This window comes from Parasphingomonas zepuensis (assembly GCF_036663735.1).
Lineage (GTDB): Bacteria > Pseudomonadota > Alphaproteobacteria > Sphingomonadales > Sphingomonadaceae > Sphingomonas.
Window position 1 is genome coordinate 683,615 of sequence record NZ_JAXOJO010000002.1, and the last position, 18,255, is coordinate 701,869.

Sequence of the window (18,255 nt, forward strand, 5' to 3'; positions counted from 1 at the left end):
CCGCGTCTGGCGACGTTTCATCTGCGCGCCCCAACGCACATACCCAACCTTGAAGGAGAGAAATCATGGGCACTCAGAACCCGGCATCGACTGCGCAGCACGGCAACCAACCGGCCCAGGCCGAAGATCCTGACCGGCAGGACCGGGACGGCCAGCAGAAGGTGATCAATCAGCAGAACCAGCAAGACCAGGCAGCGAAAACGAGAACCCAGGCCGATCTAGCCGGTGGCGGCTCGAACAACGGCTCGAATCTGGGCAGCAATGAGGACATCGATCAGGCTGGCGGTCGGGGCGGCGGCACTGATGGGGACCGCTGAACCATCCTGGTCACGTCGACAGGGGCCGCTATGCGAGGCCCCTGTCTGGGCGGCGATCATTCCGCAGCGACTATGTGGAGCGTGCAGAACGGAATGAAGGATATGGGATGCCGCACCTAGCTCGACGTACTTGAGCGTTGGTCGGCGACCACCGCCTCTTTCCCATGGATTCACGAAAGGCGCACGTGCCGGCCTAGGTGACGATCGGGGCGCCCTTTATGCCGCCGGAATCCGGCTGTTCGACATCAGCGACGACTGACGCCTCGTCCGATTCCTCTCGCTCATCAGGTGCCCTGGGTTCCCCGTCGGGCCCGGTGGGCGTGACGTCGCCGAAATCGCCGCTCATTCGGCCATCATAGATCCTCAGACGCAGCCCCGCCTGCCGCGGCCGCTGTGCTTGGCCCCATCGTTCCGGGCCGAAATCGTTCATGGCGATCGTACGCATCGGCTATCTCGAACCACCCGATCCGGCTCTCGGTCCAGATATGGAACTTTGGCACCACCGCGCGCGGTACGTCGAGGGTCGCAATCGTGAAATCGATCGTCTCCGGCTGATGTGTCACCGTCATTGCCAGCGGCGTTCCACATTCCCCGCAGAACCAGCGCTCGCCAATATCCGAAGAGCGACGGACGGCAGGGACGCCCCGAACGATATGCAGGTCGCCGCGCGGTACGGTGGCGAACGCCATCACCGGCGCGCCGCTGCTCAGCTGACAGATCCTGCAGTGGCAATATCCCGCGTCGAAGGGTTCGGAAACCAGCCGGTATCGTATGCCGGAGCAGGCGCAGCCGCCTTCGAGGCCGGTCATTGTAGCTGTTCCCGGCCGGGACGGCGGCGGGTGGCAAGACGCTTGCGCGCGCTCGCCCGCCGGGACGCGATGAACGTTGCATTTGCCCATCGGCTGCCGGGGACGCCCCTGGTCAGGACCATATGCCGGGCCCGCAAATCCGGTTGCTCGGTGTCGGCATCCGCAGGCATGACACGGTCAGGACCGATCATTCGACATCCTCTCTGCAGACGTCACTTCGACGTCATCATCTCCCCCGGACATGAAGGCGGCAGAGTGCTTTTGGTTCCTGGCGGCACCGCAACACGCGCTCAAGGCTGAAATGGCCAGCGCGGCCGCTTAGCGGATCGTTGTGATCGTTGCTTGGCGACGGACTTATCGGCCTGCACGCGTATTCCCGCCGCCTGAATTTGTGGGGTGGCCTGCGCAGATCGGCGACCCAGCTCCGGGCTGAGGAGCCCGGTGGCCCGCTAACCTCGAGAATCGATTAGTCGCCGTTGTGCGCCGCAGTCACTTCCAAGCGTGAAAACCGATTACGTGGCGATTACGTGGCTTCGACGCGGCGGCTGGGCACGCAACCGGCCTAGGCTTACGTTATTGAAAAGATTGGTGCGCCCGACTGGATTCGAACCAGTGGCCTCAAGATTAGAAGTCTCGTGCTCTATCCAACTGAGCTACGGGCGCGTGGTGGCGGGGATTAGCGCGGATTGCGCGGCGGCGAAACCGGCTTCATAAAACGGGTGGATGAACGCGGGGGAAGTCGGCATGGCGGACGCAAGCGAAATCAGGGCCGTCAGCGCGGGAGATCTGGCCGGGGGCCATTTCCGCTATTATGATTTCGTCATGGCCGCGTTCGTCGCGATCATCCTGCTGTCGAACGTGCTCGGCGCGGGCAAGGTGGCGGTGGTGAACCTGCCCGGTATAGGCTTGTGGCCGTTCGGCGCCGGCATCCTGTTCTTTCCGATCAGCTATGTCATCGGCGACGTGCTGACCGAGGTCTATGGCTATGCCCGTGCGCGCCGCGTGATCTGGGCGGGGTTCGTCGCCGTTGCCTTCATGGCGTTCATGTCCTGGGTCGTCGTCGAACTGCCGCCGTCGCCCGAGTGGAAGAACCAGGCCGCGTATGAGACGATCTTCGGGCAAGTGCCGCGCATCGTGATCGCCTCGATGATCGCCTTCTGGGTGGGCGAGTTCGTCAATTCCTATGTCATGGCCCGGATGAAGATCTGGACTGAGGGCAGGCATTTGTGGATGCGCACGATCGGCTCGACCATCGCCGGGCAGGGCGTGGACAGCCTGATCTTCTACCCGCTCGCCTTCCTCTTTGCCGCAGGCTGGACCAACGAGCTGGTGCTGAAGGTGCTGGTCACGCAATGGATACTGAAGGTGTCGTGGGAAGTGCTGCTGACGCCGGTCACCTATCTCGTCGTCAATTTTCTCAAACGGCGCGAAGGAGTCGATGTGTTCGACAAGGGCACCGATTTCACGCCGTTCAAAGCGCGTGTTTGATCATCTCAGCGCCTTCCAGCAAGCCAAGCTCTGGCTGACCAGCCATACCGGCCTCTCCAAGGATGCGCTGCATGTCTATATCGGCCTGCTGATCCTGTTCGGGGCCGCGCGCCTGTTCAGATGGCGGGTGGGCGACTGGCGCCCGTGGCTGGTGGTCGCCGCCGTGGCGCTGGCGGGCGAGGCCTGGGACATTCGCGACGTGATCGTCATCAACGTGACGCCGGCGTTCGCGGCGAACTGGCACGACATCTGGAATACCTGCTTCTGGCCGGCCGCGGTTACGCTGCTGGCGCGCTATTCCAGCCTGTTCCGTGCCAAGGAATTAACCGAATAGGTGATACGCAAGGGAGTCCGAGGCCGGAATCGAAGCGGCTCATGGCGGTTGCAGTCCGCTGCGTTCCCATTTCGCCACTCGGACGCTGCTGCCCTCAGGGGTGGCCGGCGGGACTTGCACCCGCTGGCATCGGAATCACAAACCGACCGCGCACTATATTGCGTTCGGCCACACCTGAAGGAAGCAATATTCTGGGATTTCAAAGGAATGGGCTAGTTCTTGACCCGAACCGCTCCGCCGTCGAAGCAGGGCGTCCCTATCGTGCGGCGCCCGAAATAAGGGGCGCAGCTATGCGAGCGTCAATGTCGACAGCTGGCGAGGCGCGGTTGCGCATAAGGAATGGTCATAGCCATGATGCGGCTATGCCAGCGAAATATTCGGAACGCAATAGCCTATTTGGCTAATCCGGTTCAGGCTCCGACGGTCTCGAGCAGCCCCTCGAACAGCCGCCGGCCATCGGTGCCGCCATGCGCCGCCTCGATCCGGCGTTCCGGATGCGGCATCATGCCCAGCACATTGCCCGCGGCGTTGAGCACGCCGGCAATCTTGCGGGCCGATCCGTTGACCTGGCCGGCATAGCGGAAGGCGACGCGGCCTTCACCTTCGAGCCGGTCGAGCGTCTCCGCATCGGCGAAGTAGTTGCCGTCGTGATGCGCCACCGGCACGGTGATCGTCTCGCCCTGGGCATAGCGGCTGGTGAACGCGGTCTGGGCGTTGGCGACGCTCAGCTCGACGTCGCGGCATACGAAATCGAGCCCCTCGTTGCGCATCAGCGCGCCGGGCAGCAGGCCTGCTTCCGTCAGCACCTGGAAGCCGTTGCAGACTCCGAGCACGGGCAGGCCACGATCGGCCGCCTCGACCACCGCGCGCATGATCGGCGAGCGCGCAGCGACCGCGCCGGAGCGGAGATAGTCTCCATAGGAGAAGCCGCCCGGCAGCGCGACAAGGCCGATGCCGGCCGGCAGGCTGGTCTCGCCGTGCCACACCATCGTCGGCCTGGCGCCGGTGACGGCCTCCAGCGCGACGGCGAGGTCACGGTCGCAATTGGAGCCCGGAAAGACGATGACCGCGGTCTTCATACGCGTTCCACCCGGTAATTCTCGATCACGGTGTTGGCGAGCAGCTTGCGGCACATCTCGTCGATGCTCGCGTCGCTGGTGTCGTCGGCCACGTCGAGCTCGATCAGCTTGCCCGCGCGGACATCGTTGATTCCGGCGAAGCCAAGGCCGTCGAGCGCCTTGTGGATGGCCTTGCCCTGCGGATCGAGCACGCCGTTCTTCAGCGTGACGAAAATGCGAAGCTTCATGGACGTTTCCTGGCTTGGGACGGGTTGGCGCCGCTATGGCGAGCGCGGGCGCTGGCCGCAAGCTTCATGGAAAATTTACGCGGAAGGCCCAGGTTCCGTAACGTCGTGTGAGGGCATGACATTCTTGGGGAGAACGAACATGGCCGGACTGGCAATGATGATGTTCATCGCGCTGTTCGCGTTCGGGGGGCAATATTTCGGCTGGAGCGATTCGGGGGGACGCGTCCAGCTGGCGCTGTTCAGCGCCTATATCTTCGGCATCATCTGCGGATATCGGGTAAAGGGTTGACGCGATAACCATGTCGCCCCGCGGCGGTGCCGCGGGGACGACGCTTCACTTGCCCTTGCTCAGCCGGTGCTTCTCGAGATCGAGCACCGCACCGTCGGCGCCTTCGGGCAGCAGGCCGAGCCGGCGTGCGACCTCCTGATACGCCTCCACTTCGCCGCCGAGATCGCGGCGGAACCGATCCTTGTCGAGCTTCTCGTTGGTTTCCATGTCCCACAGGCGGCAGCCATCGGGGCTGATCTCGTCGGCGAGGATCACCCGGGCATATTCATTGTCCCAGATGCGACCAAATTCGAGCTTGAAATCCACCAGGCGGATACCGATCCCGGCGAACAGGCCGCACAGGAAATCGTTCACGCGGATGGCGAGATCGGCGATGTCGTGCATCTCCTCCTGGCTCGCCCAGCCGAACGCGGCGATATGCTCGTCGGTGATCATCGGATCGCCGAGCGCATCGTCCTTGTAATAATATTCGATGATCGTGCGGGGCAACTGCGTGCCCTCCTCGATCCCGAGGCGCGTCGACAGCGATCCGGCCGCGACGTTGCGGATCACCACCTCGACCGGGATGATCTCGACCTGCCGGATCAGCTGCTCGCGCATGTTCAGGCGGCGGATGAAATGGGTCGGCACGCCGATATGGCCGAGCAATGTGAAGACATGCTCGGAGATGCGGTTGTTGAGCACGCCCTTGCCGCTGATCGTGCCCTTTTTCTGGGCATTGAAAGCGGTCGCATCGTCCTTGAAATACTGGATCAGCGTGCCGGGTTCGGGACCCTCGTACAGGATCTTGGCTTTGCCTTCGTAGATCTGGCGGCGGCGAGCCATGATGGCGTTACCCTCGGGAAAATGAGCAGCCCCGGCGGCGCGGATGCGCAGGCCGGGGCCGGAAGACCGGCGCTATATCGGAAGGGGGCCGGGGGTGCAATCAGCTTGGCTGCTCGTTCGCATCGGCGTCGGCCGCCACAGCGTCAGGCCGCGATCGCTGGAAACGCCGCCACCCCCAGAAGCCCAGGCCGACGAAAATCAGCCAGGGCGTGGCGAAGATCAGCACCCGCGCCATGCCGCCCATGGCGATTGCGAAGGCACTGGCCGACGCCGCGACCGTGTCGCCGATGCTGCCGCGCACATGTTCGGTCGATGCGACGGCGGCGGCATAATCGACGTCGATCGTCGACATCGCGATACGGCCCCGCAGTTCGGTGAGCCAGCCCTTTGCCTGGTCGATTTCTTCCTGTGCGGCGGCGACGCTCCGCTCCGCCTCGACCAGTTCGGCGACGCTGCCCTTGCGCGTCCGCAGAACCTCGGTGAGCCGTTCGACCAGCAGCGCGCGCTGGCGAAGACGGGCTTCGGTATCCGACATATCCTTCGATACGTCCTTGGCGGTGATCGACCGGCTGACCGCCCGTCCGCCGGTGCCGGAAACGGCCTGTTCAAGCGAGGTGCCGAACTGACGGCCGATTGCGCTCGCCACGCGCAGCTTCAGGGTGGCTTTAGCGATGCTTTCGTCAGCGGCTTCGCTGCTCAGCGAGAGCACCTGACAGCGCGCGGGGCCAAGTTTGTCGCAAAGCGCCACATGGGCCTCCTGCGCCTTCGCAATGCTGGTGCCGGGCAGGACGAACGCGTACCGATAGACATAGACCATCTTCGGGACTGACACGGCAATCGGTTCCGCGACCACCTGCGCGGGCCGCTCGGGCATCACAGGGGCGGCCGGCGCTTCCACGTCATGCAACGCCAAGCTTTGGGCGACCTGCTTGTTGGACACCTTATCGCACGCCGCGAGGCCCAGGCAGATCGGCAAGATCATCAACAGCCGCATGATCGCTCTCCCATTATGTTATGGTACAACGTCACACCAAATCAGGATCAAGTCAACGGCGGGCTTATTGGCCTCCCTCTCTAGCAGATCTGAATCTGCTCAAGGCCGGATCAGGTGACGGCGCTTCGCTTCGAGAATGCCGGGTCGAGATATGTTCGGGTGCCGAGCAGGTCGCGCAAAATATCCCCGGCGCGGACGATGTCCTCGAACCCGAGATAGAGCGGGGTCAGCCCGAAGCGCAGGATATCGGGGGAACGGAAGTCGCCGATCACGCCGCGGGCGATGAGCGCCTGGCAGAGCGGATAGGCGTGGGCGTGGCGGAAGCTGATATGACTGCCGCGCAGCGCCGCGTCGCGCGGTGAGACGCATTCCAGGCCCAGCGAATCGCCGATCGCGGCAAAGACGTCGAACAGGGCGGAGCTCTTGGCCCAGACGGTTTCGGGCGCCGCTTCCGACCAGAGATCGACGCCGGCCTCCAGGGCCGCGAGGCCGAGGATCGGCGGCGTTCCCGTCAGCCAGCGGGTCATGCCCGGCGCAGGGCTATAGCCATCCTCGAACGCGAAAGGGGCCGCATGCCCCATCCACCCCGACAGAGCGTTGGTCAGCCGATCCTGCAACTTGCGATTCACATGGAGGAAGGCGGGCGCGCCGGGGCCGCCGTTGAGATATTTATAACCGCAGCCGACCGCGAGATCGGCCTTGCTGCCATTCAGATCGACCGGCACGGCGCCGGCGCTATGGCTCAGGTCCCACAGCATGAGCGCGCCGGCGGCATGCGCGCGCGCGGTCCAGGCGGCCATGTCGAACCGCTCCGCGGTCTTGTAATGAACATGGGTCAGCAGCAGCAGGGCGGTGTCCTCGCCCAGCGCCGCGCCGATCGCTTCGCGCGGCACGGCCCTCAGCGTTGCGCCCGGCACACAGGCAACCGCGCCCTCCGCGACGTGCAGGTCGGTCGGGAAATTGCCGAGTTCGCTCACCACGACGGTGCGCGCCGGATCGAGCCGCAGAGCGGCCACGATCAGCCGGAACAGGTTGGACGAGGTCGAATCCGCGACGATCACTTCATCCGCATCGGCGCCGATCAGCGGGGCGATCTTGCCGCCGATTCGCTGGGGCGCCTCGATCCAGCCCTCGTTCCAGCTGCGGATCAGCCGCTCGCCCCATTGCCGCTCGATCATGTTGGTCAGGGCGGGGGCCGTGCTCCGCGGCAGTGGGCCAAGCGAATTGCCGTCGAGATAGATCACTCCGTCGGGCAAGGCGAAGCGGTCGCGAAAATCGCGCAGTGGATCAGCGGCGTCACACGCCCGCGCGTCTTCCAGAGTCACTGTCTCAACGCCGCTTGGATCAGCCGCTTTGTCTCGGCCCATGCGGCGGTCCCGGGCGCGACCAGCTCGACATGGCCGGTGGCGGGTATGATGTGCAGGGCGACGCGATCGCCCGCCTTGTGCGCCTGTTCGACATAGCCGGTGCCGAGGCGGATCGGGATGATCCTGTCCTCGCGTCCGTTCACCAGATCCTGCGGTACGCCGATCGGCAGCAGGCGCGGAACCGAAGTGTCCGCGTAGACGTCCGGCCGGGTGCCGGGCGCACCGACCAACCGGCCAACGACTTCAACGCCGCAGCCATTGTCCGGGCTGGCCGCAGTCGCTTCGAGGTCGGGCAGGCCGCCCAGGCTGATGACATGCGCGATTGGGAGGGGGCTGGCAGAATGGAGCGGGCTGTCCTTGGGCAATTTCGGCCGAGCGGCGAGCCACAGGGCGAGATGGCCGCCGGCCGAATGTCCGACGGCGACGACATGTTTCGTATCGAGGTGAAAGCGGGCGGCATGTTCGGCCAGCGCGTCGGCCGCCGCAGCCGCGTCACTGAAAGTGCCGGGATAGCCGCCGCCGCGACGATCCACGCCGCGATAATCGATGTTCCATACCGCCACGCCGTCCTTGCGGAGATCGTCGGCGATCCAGTTCATCAGGCTGCGATCGGCGATGCTGGTCGTCCAGCACCCGCCATGGACCATCACGACGGTGGGGAAGGGGCCTTTCCCTGCGGGCAGCCAGATATCGACCTTCTGCATCGAATCGTCGCCATAGGCGACGGTCGCGTCCGGTTTAGGCTGTGGCCGACCGGCAAGATCGGGCCAGCTGAGCAGGGGGGCATCGTTGGCGGGCATCGCCGCAGGGGTGAACGCGAGAAGCGTGATCAAGGCAAGCCGGAACATGCCTGCCTGATACGGGCCTCTCGCGATCGTGTCGAACCTAGGCTGGCCGGGAGGCCGAGTCCTTGCGCTTGGCTGGCCGCGCCAGCCAGGGCGCTTCGAACTGATACGCATTGAGCTTGGTCATCGCCTCGCTCACCGAACGGACCAGCTTATGGATCGCGGTGCTCAGATGCTGGTGGCTGTCGGCCCATGCCTGACTGTGGAAATCGTCGCGCATCGCCATTCTCCTCTTTCGTGCCGGCGTGGATGAGACAGGAATATGCGCCCGGCGGAATCGTTACGCCAACAAATCGTTGGACAGGATCGATAAGGCTGCCTTATTGAATATGAATGCGCCGCATCCCGCCGCTCTCTGCCGTCCGCGTCTTCGAGGCGGCCGCCCGCCATGAGAACTTCACCTCGGCGGCGGCAGAGCTGGGCATGACTCAGGCCGCCGTCAGTTATCAGGTGAAGCTGCTGGAGGAGCGGCTCGGCGTCCCGCTGTTCCGCCGCGAGAAAAAGCGAGTCGTGCTCACTGAGGCGGCACGCCGGATCGCGCCGCAGATCGGCGGCGCTTTCGATGCGCTCGAATCCGCCTTCGCCTCGATCCGGGCGGAGGATGAGGCGCTGCTGACGGTCTCCACCTCCAACACCTTCGCCAATACCTGGCTCGCCTGGCGGCTGGGCAGTTTCCAGATGGGCCATCCCGATATGGCGGTGCGGCTGCTGACCAGTGATGCGCTGGCCGATTTTGCCAGCGACGATGTCGATGTCGCGATCCGGGCGGGGCTCGGGCCCTGGCCTGAGGTGTCGCAGGATCTGTTGCTCCAGATCGATTTCACGCCGATGTGCAGTCCCGGTTTCCTGCGGCGGCACGGCCCCGCTTTCGAGCCGGCCGACCTGCTGCGCCTGCCGTTGATCAGCCCGCACGACAGCTGGTGGTCCTTCTGGCTGCATGAGGCTGGCGTGGAGGCGCCCGATGAAGTCTCGCGGACGGGCGTCAGGCTCGATTCCCAGGCGCATGAGGGGCATGCGGCGATGGCGGGGCAGGGCATGGCGATGCTGACGCCGTTTTTCTGGCGCAACGATCTCGCTGAAGGCCGGCTGGTGCGGCCGTTCGATCAGGTTTCGACCCGGGGCTACGCCTATTGGCTGGTATGCCCAGAGGCGCGGCGGGGCGTGCCCAAGATCAAGCGATTCCGCGAATGGCTGCTCGCCGAACTGGCCCGCGATCTGCCGAGCCCGGTATGAGCTTCCCGCGCGCCGCTGTAGCGCGCGGTGATTCCGCCTGCTAACCGGGGGTCAATGCCTACCGAAACCCTAGAGCCCGATCCCTTCAATGCCATCGTCGATGCACCGTTCGACAGCGCGCTGTCCGAACGGTACCTCGTCTATGCGCTGTCGACGATCACCGCGCGGTCGCTGCCCGATGTCCGTGACGGGCTGAAGCCGGTGCATCGCCGCCTGTTATGGGCGATGCGGCTGCTCAAGCTCGATCCGGCGCAAGGCTACAAGAAATGCGCCCGCGTCGTCGGCGACGTGATCGGCAAATATCATCCGCATGGCGACCAGTCGGTCTATGACGCGATGGTCCGCCTCGCCCAGAGCTTCGCGATGCGCTACCCGCTGGTCGACGGCCAGGGCAATTTCGGCAATATCGACGGCGATAACGCCGCCGCCTATCGCTACACCGAAGCGCGGCTGACTCAGGTCGCGATGGACATGATGGACGGCCTCGACGAGGACGCCGTCGATTACCGCCCGACCTATAATGGCGAGGATCAGGAGCCCGAGCTGTTCCCGGGTCTCTTCCCGAACCTGCTGGCCAATGGCGCCGCCGGCATCGCGGTCGGCATGGCCACCAGCATCCCGCCGCACAATGCCGCGGAGTTGTTCGACGCCGCGATCCTGCTGATCGATCAGCCGAACGCGACCGACGCGCAGGTCAATGCGCTGGTGAAAGGCCCCGATTTCCCGACCGGCGGGCTCGTCGTCGACAGCCCTGCGTCCATCGCCGAATCCTACGCCACCGGCCGCGGCGGCTTCCGCGTCCGGGCGCGCTGGCATGTCGAGGATCTGGGGCGCGGCACCTGGAACGCGATCGTCACGGAGATTCCGTACGGTGTGCAGAAAGGCAAGCTGATCGAGCAGATCGCCGAGCTGATCAACGACAAGAAGCTGCCGATCCTGGCCGATGTGCGCGACGAATCGGATTCGGAAGTGCGGATCGTGATCGAGCCGCGCGCCCGCACGGTCGATGCGACGATGCTGATGGAAAGCCTGTTCCGGATGAGCGACCTGGAGAACCGGGTCAGCCTCAACCTGAACGTGCTCGACAGCCGGCGGACGCCACGGGTTATGTCGTTGCGCGAGGCGCTGATGGGCTGGGTCGATCACCAGTTCATCGTGCTCCAGCGTCGCACCGCGCACCGGCTCGGCAAGATCTCCGACCGGATCGAGCTGCTCGACGGCTATCTCATCGCCTATCTCAATCTCGATCGGGTGATCGAGATCATCCGCACCGAGGATGAGCCCAAGCCAGTGATGATCGCCGAATTCGGCCTGACCGACCGGCAGGCCGAGGCAATCCTCGACATGCGGCTGCGGCGCCTGCGCAAGCTCGAGGAAATGGAGATCCGCAAGGAGCGCGAGGGGCTCGAAAGCGAGCGCACCGGGCTCGACCTGCTGCTCGGCAGCGACGCGCGGCAACGGACTCGTCTGAAGAAGGATTTCGGGCGGCTGCGCGAACGCTACGGCCCGGAAACGCCGCTCGGCAAGCGCCGCACCACGGTCGAGGAAGCCGCGCCGGCGCGCGAGATTCCGCTCGAGGCGATGATCGAGCGCGAGCCGATCACGGTGATCCTGTCCCAGCGCGGCTGGATCAGGGCGATGAAGGGCCATATCGAGCCCGCCGCGGCGGCCGAGTTGAAGTTCAAGGAAGGCGATGCGCCCTTCCTGCACTTCTCGGCGCAGACCACCGACAAGATCCTGCTCGCCGCGGAAAACGGCCGTTTCTATACGCTGGCGGCTGACAAGCTGCCCGGCGGGCGCGGGTTCGGCGAGCCGGTGCGGGCGATGATCGACCTTGACGGCGATATCGGCATCGTCGCGCTGATGCCGGCGAGCCGCGCCGAGAAACTGCTGGTCGCCGCTACCGACGGGCGCGGCTTCGTCGTGCGGACCGCGGATACCATCGCCGAGACGCGCAAGGGCAAGACGGTGGTGACTCCGCGCCTGGGCGCGAAGCTGAAGCTCGTCCGGCCGATCGATCCGGCCGCGGACTATGTCGCGGTGATCGGGGACAATCGCCGACTGCTTGTCTTCCCGTTAGCCGAACTGGCCGAGCTCGCGCGCGGGCAGGGCGTCCAGCTTCAGCGCTATCGCGACGGCGGCCTGTCGGATGCGATCACCTTCGTCTTCGCGAGCGGCCTGAGCTGGGCCATGGGCGGCGAGAGCGGACGGACGAGGACCGAGGCCGATCTCGCGCCCTGGCGTGCCGCGCGCGGTGCGGCGGGGCGGATGCCGCCGACGGGCTTCCCGCGCGACAACCGGTTCTGATCTAGCCGCGGAGGGCGCGCGCGACCGCGTCGTCGGCGATCTGGTTGACCCGGGCGATGTCGGGGAAGCCTTCGGCGATCCATTGTTCCTCGACGACGCGCAACGTCCGCGCGACCTCGGGCCCCTTGCGCAGACCGCGTTCGACCAGCGCGCCGCCGGTCAGCGGCAAAGCCGGGATGTCCCAGTCGACCAGCGCCGCGGCCTCGCTCTCCGGCCGGTCCGACAGCAGCAGCCGATCGATCGCGAGGGTCGCGCCGAGCCGGTAGCCGATCACTTCGGCGGGTTCGTCGCCCGCGGGCTCGGCCGCGCTGGCGAGTCGGCGCCGATCCACCTTGGAGAGTTTCAGGCGTGCGCCGACATCGTCCGCGACGCGCGGATCGGCGGGCAGCAGCGCCGCCAGCCGGCGGATGGCGTCCGGCGCGATCCCGGCTTCGCCCTCCCGCTTCGCCAGCCGCGCAAGCTGCGCCACGCTCTCGATCTCGGGCAGCACTGGTCTGAAGATGCCGCGTTCGATCATCAACGCAACCACCGGTACCGCATGCACCGCGACGATCAGGCGCAGCAATTCCGCCGCGATGCGCTCGCGCGACAGCGCCATCAGGTCGTTCGCACGCTCGGTACAGGCATCGAGGCCAGCCCTATCGGGTTCGTCGCCGAAGCGGGCATGGAAGCGGAAGAAGCGCAGGATGCGCAGATGATCCTCCGCGATCCGCTTCAACGGATCGCCGATGAACCGCACGCGGCGCGCCGCCAGATCGTCCAGGCCACCGAAATAATCGAAGATCTCGCCGGTCAGCGGATCGGCGTAGAGCGCGTTCATCGTGAAATCGCGCCGCGCAGCGTCCTCGCGCCAGTCGTCGGTGAAGGCGACGGTCGCGTGCCGCCCGTCGGTCGCGACGTCGCAGCGCAGGGTCGTCACTTCGATCGGTTCGCCGCCCGGGAGCACCGCCGTCACCGTGCCGTGCGCGAGGCCGGTCGGCACGACCCTGATCGCCTTGTCCTTCAGCAACGCGATCACGCGCCCGGGCGCATGCTCGGTCGCGAGATCGACATCGGCCACATCGATCCCCAGCAACGTATCGCGCACGGCGCCGCCGACGAAGCGCACCTTGCCCTCCGCCGCGCCCAGCACCTCGCACAGCCGCACCAGCCCGGCCCGCTCGCGCCACGCGCTGTCGGGCAGCATCATGCGTTCCATCTGATGCGCCGGGACAGGTTGACGATCATCGCGGCCGTCGCGCCCCAGATGCGGTGGTCGTTCCAGGTGATTTCGTAATAATGCCGGTTGCGGCCCTGCCACTCGACGGTCGCCTCGACATGATTGGCCGAATCGAGCACGAAATCGAGCGGTACCTCGAACACCTGCGCCACCTCCGCCTCGCTGGGCACGAGCACCAGGTCGGGCGGCACGATGCCGATTACCGGGGTCACCTCGAATCCGGTGATGGTACGGTACCGGTCGGCCTCGCCGATCACGATCACCTGGTTGCGCGGCAGCGCGATCTCTTCCTCCGCCTCGCGCAGGGCGGCAGCGACGGCACCGTCGTCGCCCGGATCGATCCGGCCACCGGGAAAGGCCACCTGGCCCGCATGGCGCGACAGGGTGTCGGTCCGCCGGGTCAGGATCACGCCGGGCTCGGGCCGGTCAGTCACCGCAATGAGGACCGCCGCGCTCATCAGCGGCACCGTCTGGTCGAGTTCGGCGTCGCGGTGGTCGCCGGTCAGCAGCACGGTATCCAGGCCGTGTCCGATTTCCAGGGCATGGCGCAGACGGTCGGCGAGCATCATGCGTCGGGCTCCAGCGGGAAGAAGGCGCCGTCGCTCCAGACGCCCGGCGGGGTTGTATCGTTCGCCAGCGCCATGGCGGCCAGCTCGTAATAGACCGGCCGCGCGACCAGTGCCTCGAGCCCGCCGCGGACATGGAGATAGGGGCGGGGGCCATCGTCGCGCTCGACGAACCGCAGCGGATGATCCTGGCCAGCGTTCACCAGATCGCCGGTATTGAGGCGGAACGCCAACCGCGCATCGCGGCCTTCGCCCTCCACCTTCATCTCGACGGCAATGAAGGGCGCGTCTTCCACCGCGATATCGAGCTTCTCGACCGGCGTGACGAGCACATAGCCACCATCGGGTTCGCGTCGGAGGATGGTCGAGAACAGCCGCACCATCGCCTGTCGCCCGATCGGCGATCCCTGGTGGAACCACGTCCCGTCGCGGGCGATGCGCATCTCGCTGTCGCCGCAATGCGTGGGGTTCCAGCGCTCGACCGGCGGCAGCTTCCGCTCCTCCGCCAGGCGCGCGATTTCGGCAAGCGAGAGCGTAGCGAGATCGGGCAGCGGGTCCATAGGCATCGGCTCGCGGTAGGGCAGCCCCGCGCGGGCGTAAAGCGTCAGGCGAGCGCGGCGACGCGCGGGCCGAGCATACCGGCGCCGTCCGGCACCGCATCGCCCAGCGCGAGCAGCCGGCGTTGCTCGACCGGGCCGGGCACCCGCCATCCGCCGGTGCGTTCGGCACTGAAGCCGAAGAAGCGGCCATAATATTCCGGATCGCCGATCAGCATCAGCGAGTCCGCCTCTCCCGTGGCGACGGCCGCGTTCAGCGCACACAGCATCAGATCCCGCCCGATGCCGTCGCGCTGGCGTGCCGGCTCGACCGCAACGGGGCCGACCATCACCAGCGGCACGTCGCGGCCGTCATCGCCGTCGAACAGGATCGGCCAGCACTGGATCGTGCCGACCAGCGCGTCATGCTCGAACGCAGCGAAGCTCAGTCGGGGAATCGCGGGCATGCCTGCGCGAATCCGATAGGCGGTTCGCTCGTGCCGGTCCGGGCCGAACGCGCGGTCGAGCAACTGCTCCACCGCCTGCGGTTCAACTTCGGCAATCGGCGCGATCCTGATCAAAGCGATACTCCCGCGAGTCCCGGCATGGACGCACGGGGCCGCGCGCTTTAGCGGTGGTACGCCTTAACGCAAGCCGAATTGAATCGTCCCATGAAGCTGTACGACGCCGAATTCGCCCCGAGCCCGCGCCGCGTGCGCATCTTCCTTGCCGAGAAGGGGATCGAGATCGAGCGCGTGATGGTCGATCTGCGCCGGAACGAGCAGCTGGCCGATCCCTATCTGGCGGTCAATCCGCGCGGCGCCGTGCCGGCGCTCGAACTCGACGATGGCGAGGTCATTTGCGAATCGGCGGCGATCTGCCGTTATTTCGAGGCAGTGCAGCCGGAGCCCGCGCTGTTCGGATCGAACCCGCTCGACATTGGCCGGATCGAATCCTGGACACGCCGAATCGAATCGGATGGTTATGCCGCTGCGGTCTATGCCTTTCGCAACGCGCACCCCGCCTTCCAGGATCGCGCCGCGCCCGGCAAATGGCCATCGATGCCGCAGATTCCCGAACTCGGCGCGCGCGGGCTGATCATGTGGGGTGCCTTTATCGACGCGCTCGATACGCGCCTGTCTGAGCGCAGCTGGATTGCCACGGACGATTTCAGTTTTGCCGATATCACGGCGCTGGTGACGCTCGACTTCGCGCGATCCGCCCGATTTCAGGTGCCCGAGAAGTGGCGGGCTGTCGCCCGCTGGCACGCAGCGGCAAGCGCCCGGCCGAGTGCGTCCGCCTGACTCGGCTTTCCACCGTCCCGCCATCTGCTATGGGGCGCGCCTCAGAATGAAAGGGCAGCGCTTGGACGATCGTCTCAGCCTCGAAGTGCATGATCTCGAGGTACCGGTGCTGACCGGCATCTATTCCGAAGAAACCCATTTGCCGCAGCCGCTGCGGATCTCGCTGACGGTCGAGCTCGATTGCCCGGCGCATTTCCCGCCGGATGCACCGCTGGGCGCGACCAAGAATTATCTCGACCTGAAGCGCGCGGCGACGACCGCGCTGCCCGAGGGCGTGCATTTCACCCTGGTTGAAGGCGTTGCCGATCATATCGCGGAGACATTGTTCCTGCAGGACCGGCGAGTCGCGCGGGTCGAGGTGAAGATCGTCAAGCTGGCGATCGCCGAAGCGGGAGAATCGATCGGGATCACGCTCGTGCGGTACCGCAAATGAGCCTGGCGGAGGCCGTCAGCGACTCGCTTGCACAGGCTTCCGGGACCATTGCTGCGACGATCCTGGTTCCGGCCGAGCCGGGGCGGGCAGGGGAGACGGTCGAGCGCCTGCGCGCGGCGCAGGGCGCGATGGTGCTGCTCCTGATCGAATCGCCGATCTCCCCGCTCGATCGGGCGATGCTGATCGCGGCGATCGGTCCATTGGCGATCGAGCGGGCGCCGCACGGCCGCATCGGCGCGCTCGACGTGGCGCCCGGCGCGGCGCCGGAAGATGTCGTCGCGGCGGCCCGGTTCCTGGCGGCTGCCGGTTCGACGACCGGCCAGGTCCTCAAGATTTCCTAGCGCGCGCTCCGGTCGCATGGGCCGAGCGAGCGCAGCACCAGGCGATAATCCTCGCGCGCGATGGCCGCATCCGCCTCGCCGAGCGACTCCAGGCTAGAATCGGGCAGCGCCGGCGGCAGGCCGCAGGCGAGGCGATACCAGAGCAGGGTATCCCGCGCCGGCGGCAGCGCGCTGTCACCGACGAGCTCGCTCAGTGCGACCGACCAGCGCGGGCGCTCGCCCTGCAGGCGCTTGATGCCGAGCGATACCGGGCGTCCATCGGCGGTGCTCAGGAATATCTGGGTCTCGCCCGATCCGGGGAGATCTCCCCCGACATGAAAGGCATTGCCGATCCCGGTGACCTGGGGCGGCGCATCGGGGCTGAGCGTCTCCTGGGTGATTCGCCGCGTCAGCGCATCGGCGGCGGGCGTCCAGTCGCGCTGCGCGTCGGGGCGGACCAGCTGGATCAGCGCTGCGTTGCCGGGAACGGGCCGGGCGAACAGGATGACGCGCAACTTGCGCAATTTCGGGAGCCGCCCGCGCGAGTCGACCGGCACGTCCAGGACATAGGCGATTCGGGGCGGCAATGCTGCAGTGCCGCGAATCAGGGCAAGGACATCGGCCTCGACGTAGAGCCGGGCATTGCCCGGCGCGACGCCGGCGGCGTCCGGACCTTTCAATTTGGTCGAGCTGCGGATGGTCGCATCGACGATCATCGGGGAGGCCAGGACCAGATCCGCATAATAGGGATAAGGTGGTGAATTTACCACCAAATCGGCGGGATTCGGGGGAATTTGCTGCGCTGGAGCGGCGTTTGGCGCCGCTGCGAGAGCCAGCGCGAATGCGAGTTTGGGAACAGGAATCATTCGCTATGGGTTACGCGCTCAAAGGATTATTATACAGAAATAATTCTGCCACGTTCGGTTTGTACGTTTGTTGCGTGAGACAAAGCGTTTGCGTCATGGTTTTGGGGCTCATATAGGATCGCCCCTGTCCAAGGATACATCAGCCCATGACAGGCGGATCGAACGAACGGACGTTACGGATCGGCGATACGCGTCGTGTACGGATATAGGAGTTTCGTTTCTGAATGGCTTATGCTGACCGTAATGTAAGCGGCAACCGCGTGGTGGCGATCGTGATCGTGTCGGTGATCGTCGCCGTCATGGGCTACGCCTTCGTCACCGGTCTCACGTATAAATACGTGAAAGCGATGTCGGAGAAGCTCAAGACCTTCGATGTCGAGGAGCCGCCACCCCCGCCGCCTGACGAGCCGCCACCCCCGCCGCCAGATCAGCCGCTCGAGCCGCCTCCGGTCGTCTCGCCGCCGCCGATCGTGACGACGAACACCGCTCCTCAGGTCGTCATCCAGACGGTGCAGACCCCGCCGCCGGTATTCGTGCCGACGCCGGTTGCTGCACCTCCCCCACCGCCGCCGCCGCCTCGCATTTCGCAGGCCGCTGCGCCCAAGGGTAATCCGGGCCAGTATTTCAGTGACGATGCGTACCCATCGGAGGCAATTCGCGCCGGTGCCCAGGGTCGCGTGGTCGCCAGGCTGACCATTGGCACGGACGGCCGCGTCAGCGCGTGCACGGTCACGACTTCGAGCGGCAACGGCGCGCTCGACGACACGACCTGCCGGATCGCGCGCAGCAGGGTGCGGTACACGCCTGCGAAGGACGAGAACGGCCAGGCGACTGTTTCGACGGCAACCTTGCCGGTGAAGTGGGTCCTGCCTGCCGATTGATGACAGGAAATCGGCC

At 65.9% G+C, this 18,255-nt stretch carries 24 protein-coding genes and 2 tRNA genes; 10 read left to right on the plus strand and 16 right to left on the minus strand.

What is annotated here, in order from left to right; all coding sequences use genetic code 11:
* Positions 1 to 65 precede the first annotated feature (65 nt).
* Positions 66 to 317 (plus strand): hypothetical protein, encoded by a 252-nt coding sequence (locus U1769_RS09470; RefSeq protein WP_332715048.1) that lies wholly within the window; start codon positions 66 to 68, stop codon positions 315 to 317.
* 193 nt (positions 318 to 510) lie between these two features.
* Here U1769_RS09470 and U1769_RS09475 read toward each other — a convergent pair whose 3' ends face one another.
* From U1769_RS09475 to U1769_RS09485, 3 genes are all read right to left on the minus strand, one after another.
* The gene (locus tag U1769_RS09475; protein WP_332715050.1) at positions 511 to 663 is read right to left on the minus strand and encodes a hypothetical protein; all 153 of its coding nucleotides are present in this window, start codon (positions 661 to 663) and stop codon (positions 511 to 513) included.
* 7 nt (positions 664 to 670) lie between these two features.
* Positions 671 to 1,126: a GFA family protein gene (locus tag U1769_RS09480; RefSeq protein ID WP_332715052.1), complete on the minus strand. Its 456-nt coding sequence runs from the start codon at positions 1,124 to 1,126 to the stop codon at positions 671 to 673.
* A gap of 586 nt (positions 1,127 to 1,712) precedes the next feature.
* Positions 1,713 to 1,789 (minus strand) — tRNA-Arg (locus U1769_RS09485).
* Positions 1,790 to 1,870: 81 nt separating this feature from the next.
* On the opposite strand from U1769_RS09485, the gene U1769_RS09490 reads away from it, so the two are divergent.
* On the plus strand, positions 1,871 to 2,614 hold the full coding sequence (locus tag U1769_RS09490) for a queuosine precursor transporter (RefSeq protein WP_332715055.1): 744 nt from the start codon (positions 1,871 to 1,873) through the stop codon (positions 2,612 to 2,614).
* Positions 2,607 to 2,948, plus strand: coding sequence for a hypothetical protein (locus U1769_RS09495; RefSeq protein ID WP_332715057.1), 342 nt, complete (start codon positions 2,607 to 2,609; stop codon positions 2,946 to 2,948). The genes U1769_RS09490 and U1769_RS09495 overlap by 8 nt, the downstream gene beginning before the upstream one ends.
* Before the next feature lie 14 nt (positions 2,949 to 2,962).
* On the opposite strand, the gene U1769_RS09500 is transcribed toward U1769_RS09495, so the two are convergent.
* The 3 genes from U1769_RS09500 to purS form a co-directional block, all read right to left on the minus strand.
* Positions 2,963 to 3,032, minus strand: a tRNA-Cys gene (locus tag U1769_RS09500).
* A gap of 326 nt (positions 3,033 to 3,358) precedes the next feature.
* Positions 3,359 to 4,027 (minus strand): phosphoribosylformylglycinamidine synthase subunit PurQ, encoded by a 669-nt coding sequence (purQ, locus tag U1769_RS09505; RefSeq protein ID WP_332715059.1) that lies wholly within the window; start codon positions 4,025 to 4,027, stop codon positions 3,359 to 3,361.
* The gene (gene purS / locus U1769_RS09510) at positions 4,024 to 4,254 is read right to left on the minus strand and encodes a phosphoribosylformylglycinamidine synthase subunit PurS (RefSeq protein ID WP_332715061.1); all 231 of its coding nucleotides are present in this window, start codon (positions 4,252 to 4,254) and stop codon (positions 4,024 to 4,026) included. Before purS ends, purQ begins: the two co-directional genes overlap by 4 nt.
* A gap of 139 nt (positions 4,255 to 4,393) precedes the next feature.
* On the opposite strand from purS, the gene U1769_RS09515 reads away from it, so the two are divergent.
* On the plus strand, positions 4,394 to 4,543 hold the full coding sequence (locus U1769_RS09515; RefSeq protein ID WP_332715063.1) for a hypothetical protein: 150 nt from the start codon (positions 4,394 to 4,396) through the stop codon (positions 4,541 to 4,543).
* A gap of 45 nt (positions 4,544 to 4,588) precedes the next feature.
* Here U1769_RS09515 and purC read toward each other — a convergent pair whose 3' ends face one another.
* From purC to U1769_RS09540, 5 genes are all read right to left on the minus strand, one after another.
* Positions 4,589 to 5,368 (minus strand): phosphoribosylaminoimidazolesuccinocarboxamide synthase, encoded by a 780-nt coding sequence (gene purC / locus U1769_RS09520; RefSeq protein ID WP_332715065.1) that lies wholly within the window; start codon positions 5,366 to 5,368, stop codon positions 4,589 to 4,591.
* A 100-nt stretch (positions 5,369 to 5,468) separates the two neighbouring features.
* Positions 5,469 to 6,362: a DUF4349 domain-containing protein gene (locus U1769_RS09525; protein ID WP_332715067.1), complete on the minus strand. Its 894-nt coding sequence runs from the start codon at positions 6,360 to 6,362 to the stop codon at positions 5,469 to 5,471.
* 110 nt (positions 6,363 to 6,472) lie between these two features.
* On the minus strand, positions 6,473 to 7,687 hold the full coding sequence (gene kynU / locus U1769_RS09530) for a kynureninase (RefSeq protein WP_332715069.1): 1,215 nt from the start codon (positions 7,685 to 7,687) through the stop codon (positions 6,473 to 6,475).
* Positions 7,684 to 8,577, minus strand: coding sequence for an alpha/beta hydrolase family protein (locus U1769_RS09535; protein WP_332715071.1), 894 nt, complete (start codon positions 8,575 to 8,577; stop codon positions 7,684 to 7,686). Before U1769_RS09535 ends, kynU begins: the two co-directional genes overlap by 4 nt.
* A 37-nt stretch (positions 8,578 to 8,614) precedes the next feature.
* Entirely contained in the window at positions 8,615 to 8,794 is a 180-nt protein-coding gene (locus U1769_RS09540) for a hypothetical protein (protein WP_332715073.1), read from the minus strand.
* Positions 8,795 to 8,907: 113 nt separating this feature from the next.
* Between U1769_RS09540 and gcvA the strand changes: the two genes are divergently transcribed.
* Positions 8,908 to 9,807, plus strand: a complete 900-nt coding sequence (gcvA, locus tag U1769_RS09545; RefSeq protein ID WP_332715075.1) for a transcriptional regulator GcvA — start codon at positions 8,908 to 8,910, stop codon at positions 9,805 to 9,807.
* A gap of 54 nt (positions 9,808 to 9,861) precedes the next feature.
* Positions 9,862 to 12,114: a DNA topoisomerase IV subunit A gene (parC, locus tag U1769_RS09550; protein ID WP_332715077.1), complete on the plus strand. Its 2,253-nt coding sequence runs from the start codon at positions 9,862 to 9,864 to the stop codon at positions 12,112 to 12,114.
* 1 nt (position 12,115) lies between these two features.
* Here parC and U1769_RS09555 read toward each other — a convergent pair whose 3' ends face one another.
* Genes U1769_RS09555 through U1769_RS09570 form a run of 4 tightly spaced genes read right to left on the minus strand, consistent with a single transcriptional unit; the run spans position 12,116 to position 15,016 of the window.
* On the minus strand, positions 12,116 to 13,312 hold the full coding sequence (locus U1769_RS09555; protein WP_332715079.1) for a CCA tRNA nucleotidyltransferase: 1,197 nt from the start codon (positions 13,310 to 13,312) through the stop codon (positions 12,116 to 12,118).
* Positions 13,300 to 13,902 carry a CoA pyrophosphatase gene (locus tag U1769_RS09560; protein ID WP_332715080.1) on the minus strand — a complete coding sequence of 201 codons (603 nt, stop codon included), beginning with the start codon at positions 13,900 to 13,902 and terminating at the stop codon, positions 13,300 to 13,302. Before U1769_RS09560 ends, U1769_RS09555 begins: the two co-directional genes overlap by 13 nt.
* A complete protein-coding gene (locus tag U1769_RS09565) occupies positions 13,899 to 14,465 on the minus strand; it encodes a DUF1285 domain-containing protein (RefSeq protein WP_332715083.1) in 567 nt (188 codons plus the stop codon). Before U1769_RS09565 ends, U1769_RS09560 begins: the two co-directional genes overlap by 4 nt.
* A 38-nt stretch (positions 14,466 to 14,503) precedes the next feature.
* Positions 14,504 to 15,016 carry a GNAT family N-acetyltransferase gene (locus U1769_RS09570; RefSeq protein ID WP_332715085.1) on the minus strand — a complete coding sequence of 171 codons (513 nt, stop codon included), beginning with the start codon at positions 15,014 to 15,016 and terminating at the stop codon, positions 14,504 to 14,506.
* Positions 15,017 to 15,106: 90 nt separating this feature from the next.
* Here U1769_RS09570 and U1769_RS09575 point away from each other — a divergent pair, with 90 nt between their 5' ends.
* The 3 genes from U1769_RS09575 (at position 15,107) to U1769_RS09585 (ending at position 16,513) form a co-directional block, all read left to right on the plus strand.
* Positions 15,107 to 15,739, plus strand: a complete 633-nt coding sequence (locus tag U1769_RS09575; RefSeq protein WP_332715088.1) for a glutathione S-transferase family protein — start codon at positions 15,107 to 15,109, stop codon at positions 15,737 to 15,739.
* Between the two features lie 61 nt (positions 15,740 to 15,800).
* Positions 15,801 to 16,172, plus strand: coding sequence for a dihydroneopterin aldolase (locus U1769_RS09580; RefSeq protein ID WP_332715090.1), 372 nt, complete (start codon positions 15,801 to 15,803; stop codon positions 16,170 to 16,172).
* Positions 16,169 to 16,513: a Rossmann fold domain-containing protein gene (locus tag U1769_RS09585; protein WP_332715092.1), complete on the plus strand. Its 345-nt coding sequence runs from the start codon at positions 16,169 to 16,171 to the stop codon at positions 16,511 to 16,513. Before U1769_RS09580 ends, U1769_RS09585 begins: the two co-directional genes overlap by 4 nt.
* On the opposite strand, the gene U1769_RS09590 is transcribed toward U1769_RS09585, so the two are convergent.
* Positions 16,510 to 17,358 carry a hypothetical protein gene (locus U1769_RS09590; protein ID WP_443030321.1) on the minus strand — a complete coding sequence of 283 codons (849 nt, stop codon included), beginning with the start codon at positions 17,356 to 17,358 and terminating at the stop codon, positions 16,510 to 16,512. The two genes, U1769_RS09585 and U1769_RS09590, sit on opposite strands and share 4 nt — an antisense overlap.
* 224 nt (positions 17,359 to 17,582) lie before the next feature.
* Here U1769_RS09590 and U1769_RS09595 point away from each other — a divergent pair, with 224 nt between their 5' ends.
* The gene (locus U1769_RS09595; RefSeq protein ID WP_332715096.1) at positions 17,583 to 18,239 is read left to right on the plus strand and encodes an energy transducer TonB; all 657 of its coding nucleotides are present in this window, start codon (positions 17,583 to 17,585) and stop codon (positions 18,237 to 18,239) included.
* Positions 18,240 to 18,255 lie beyond the last annotated feature (16 nt).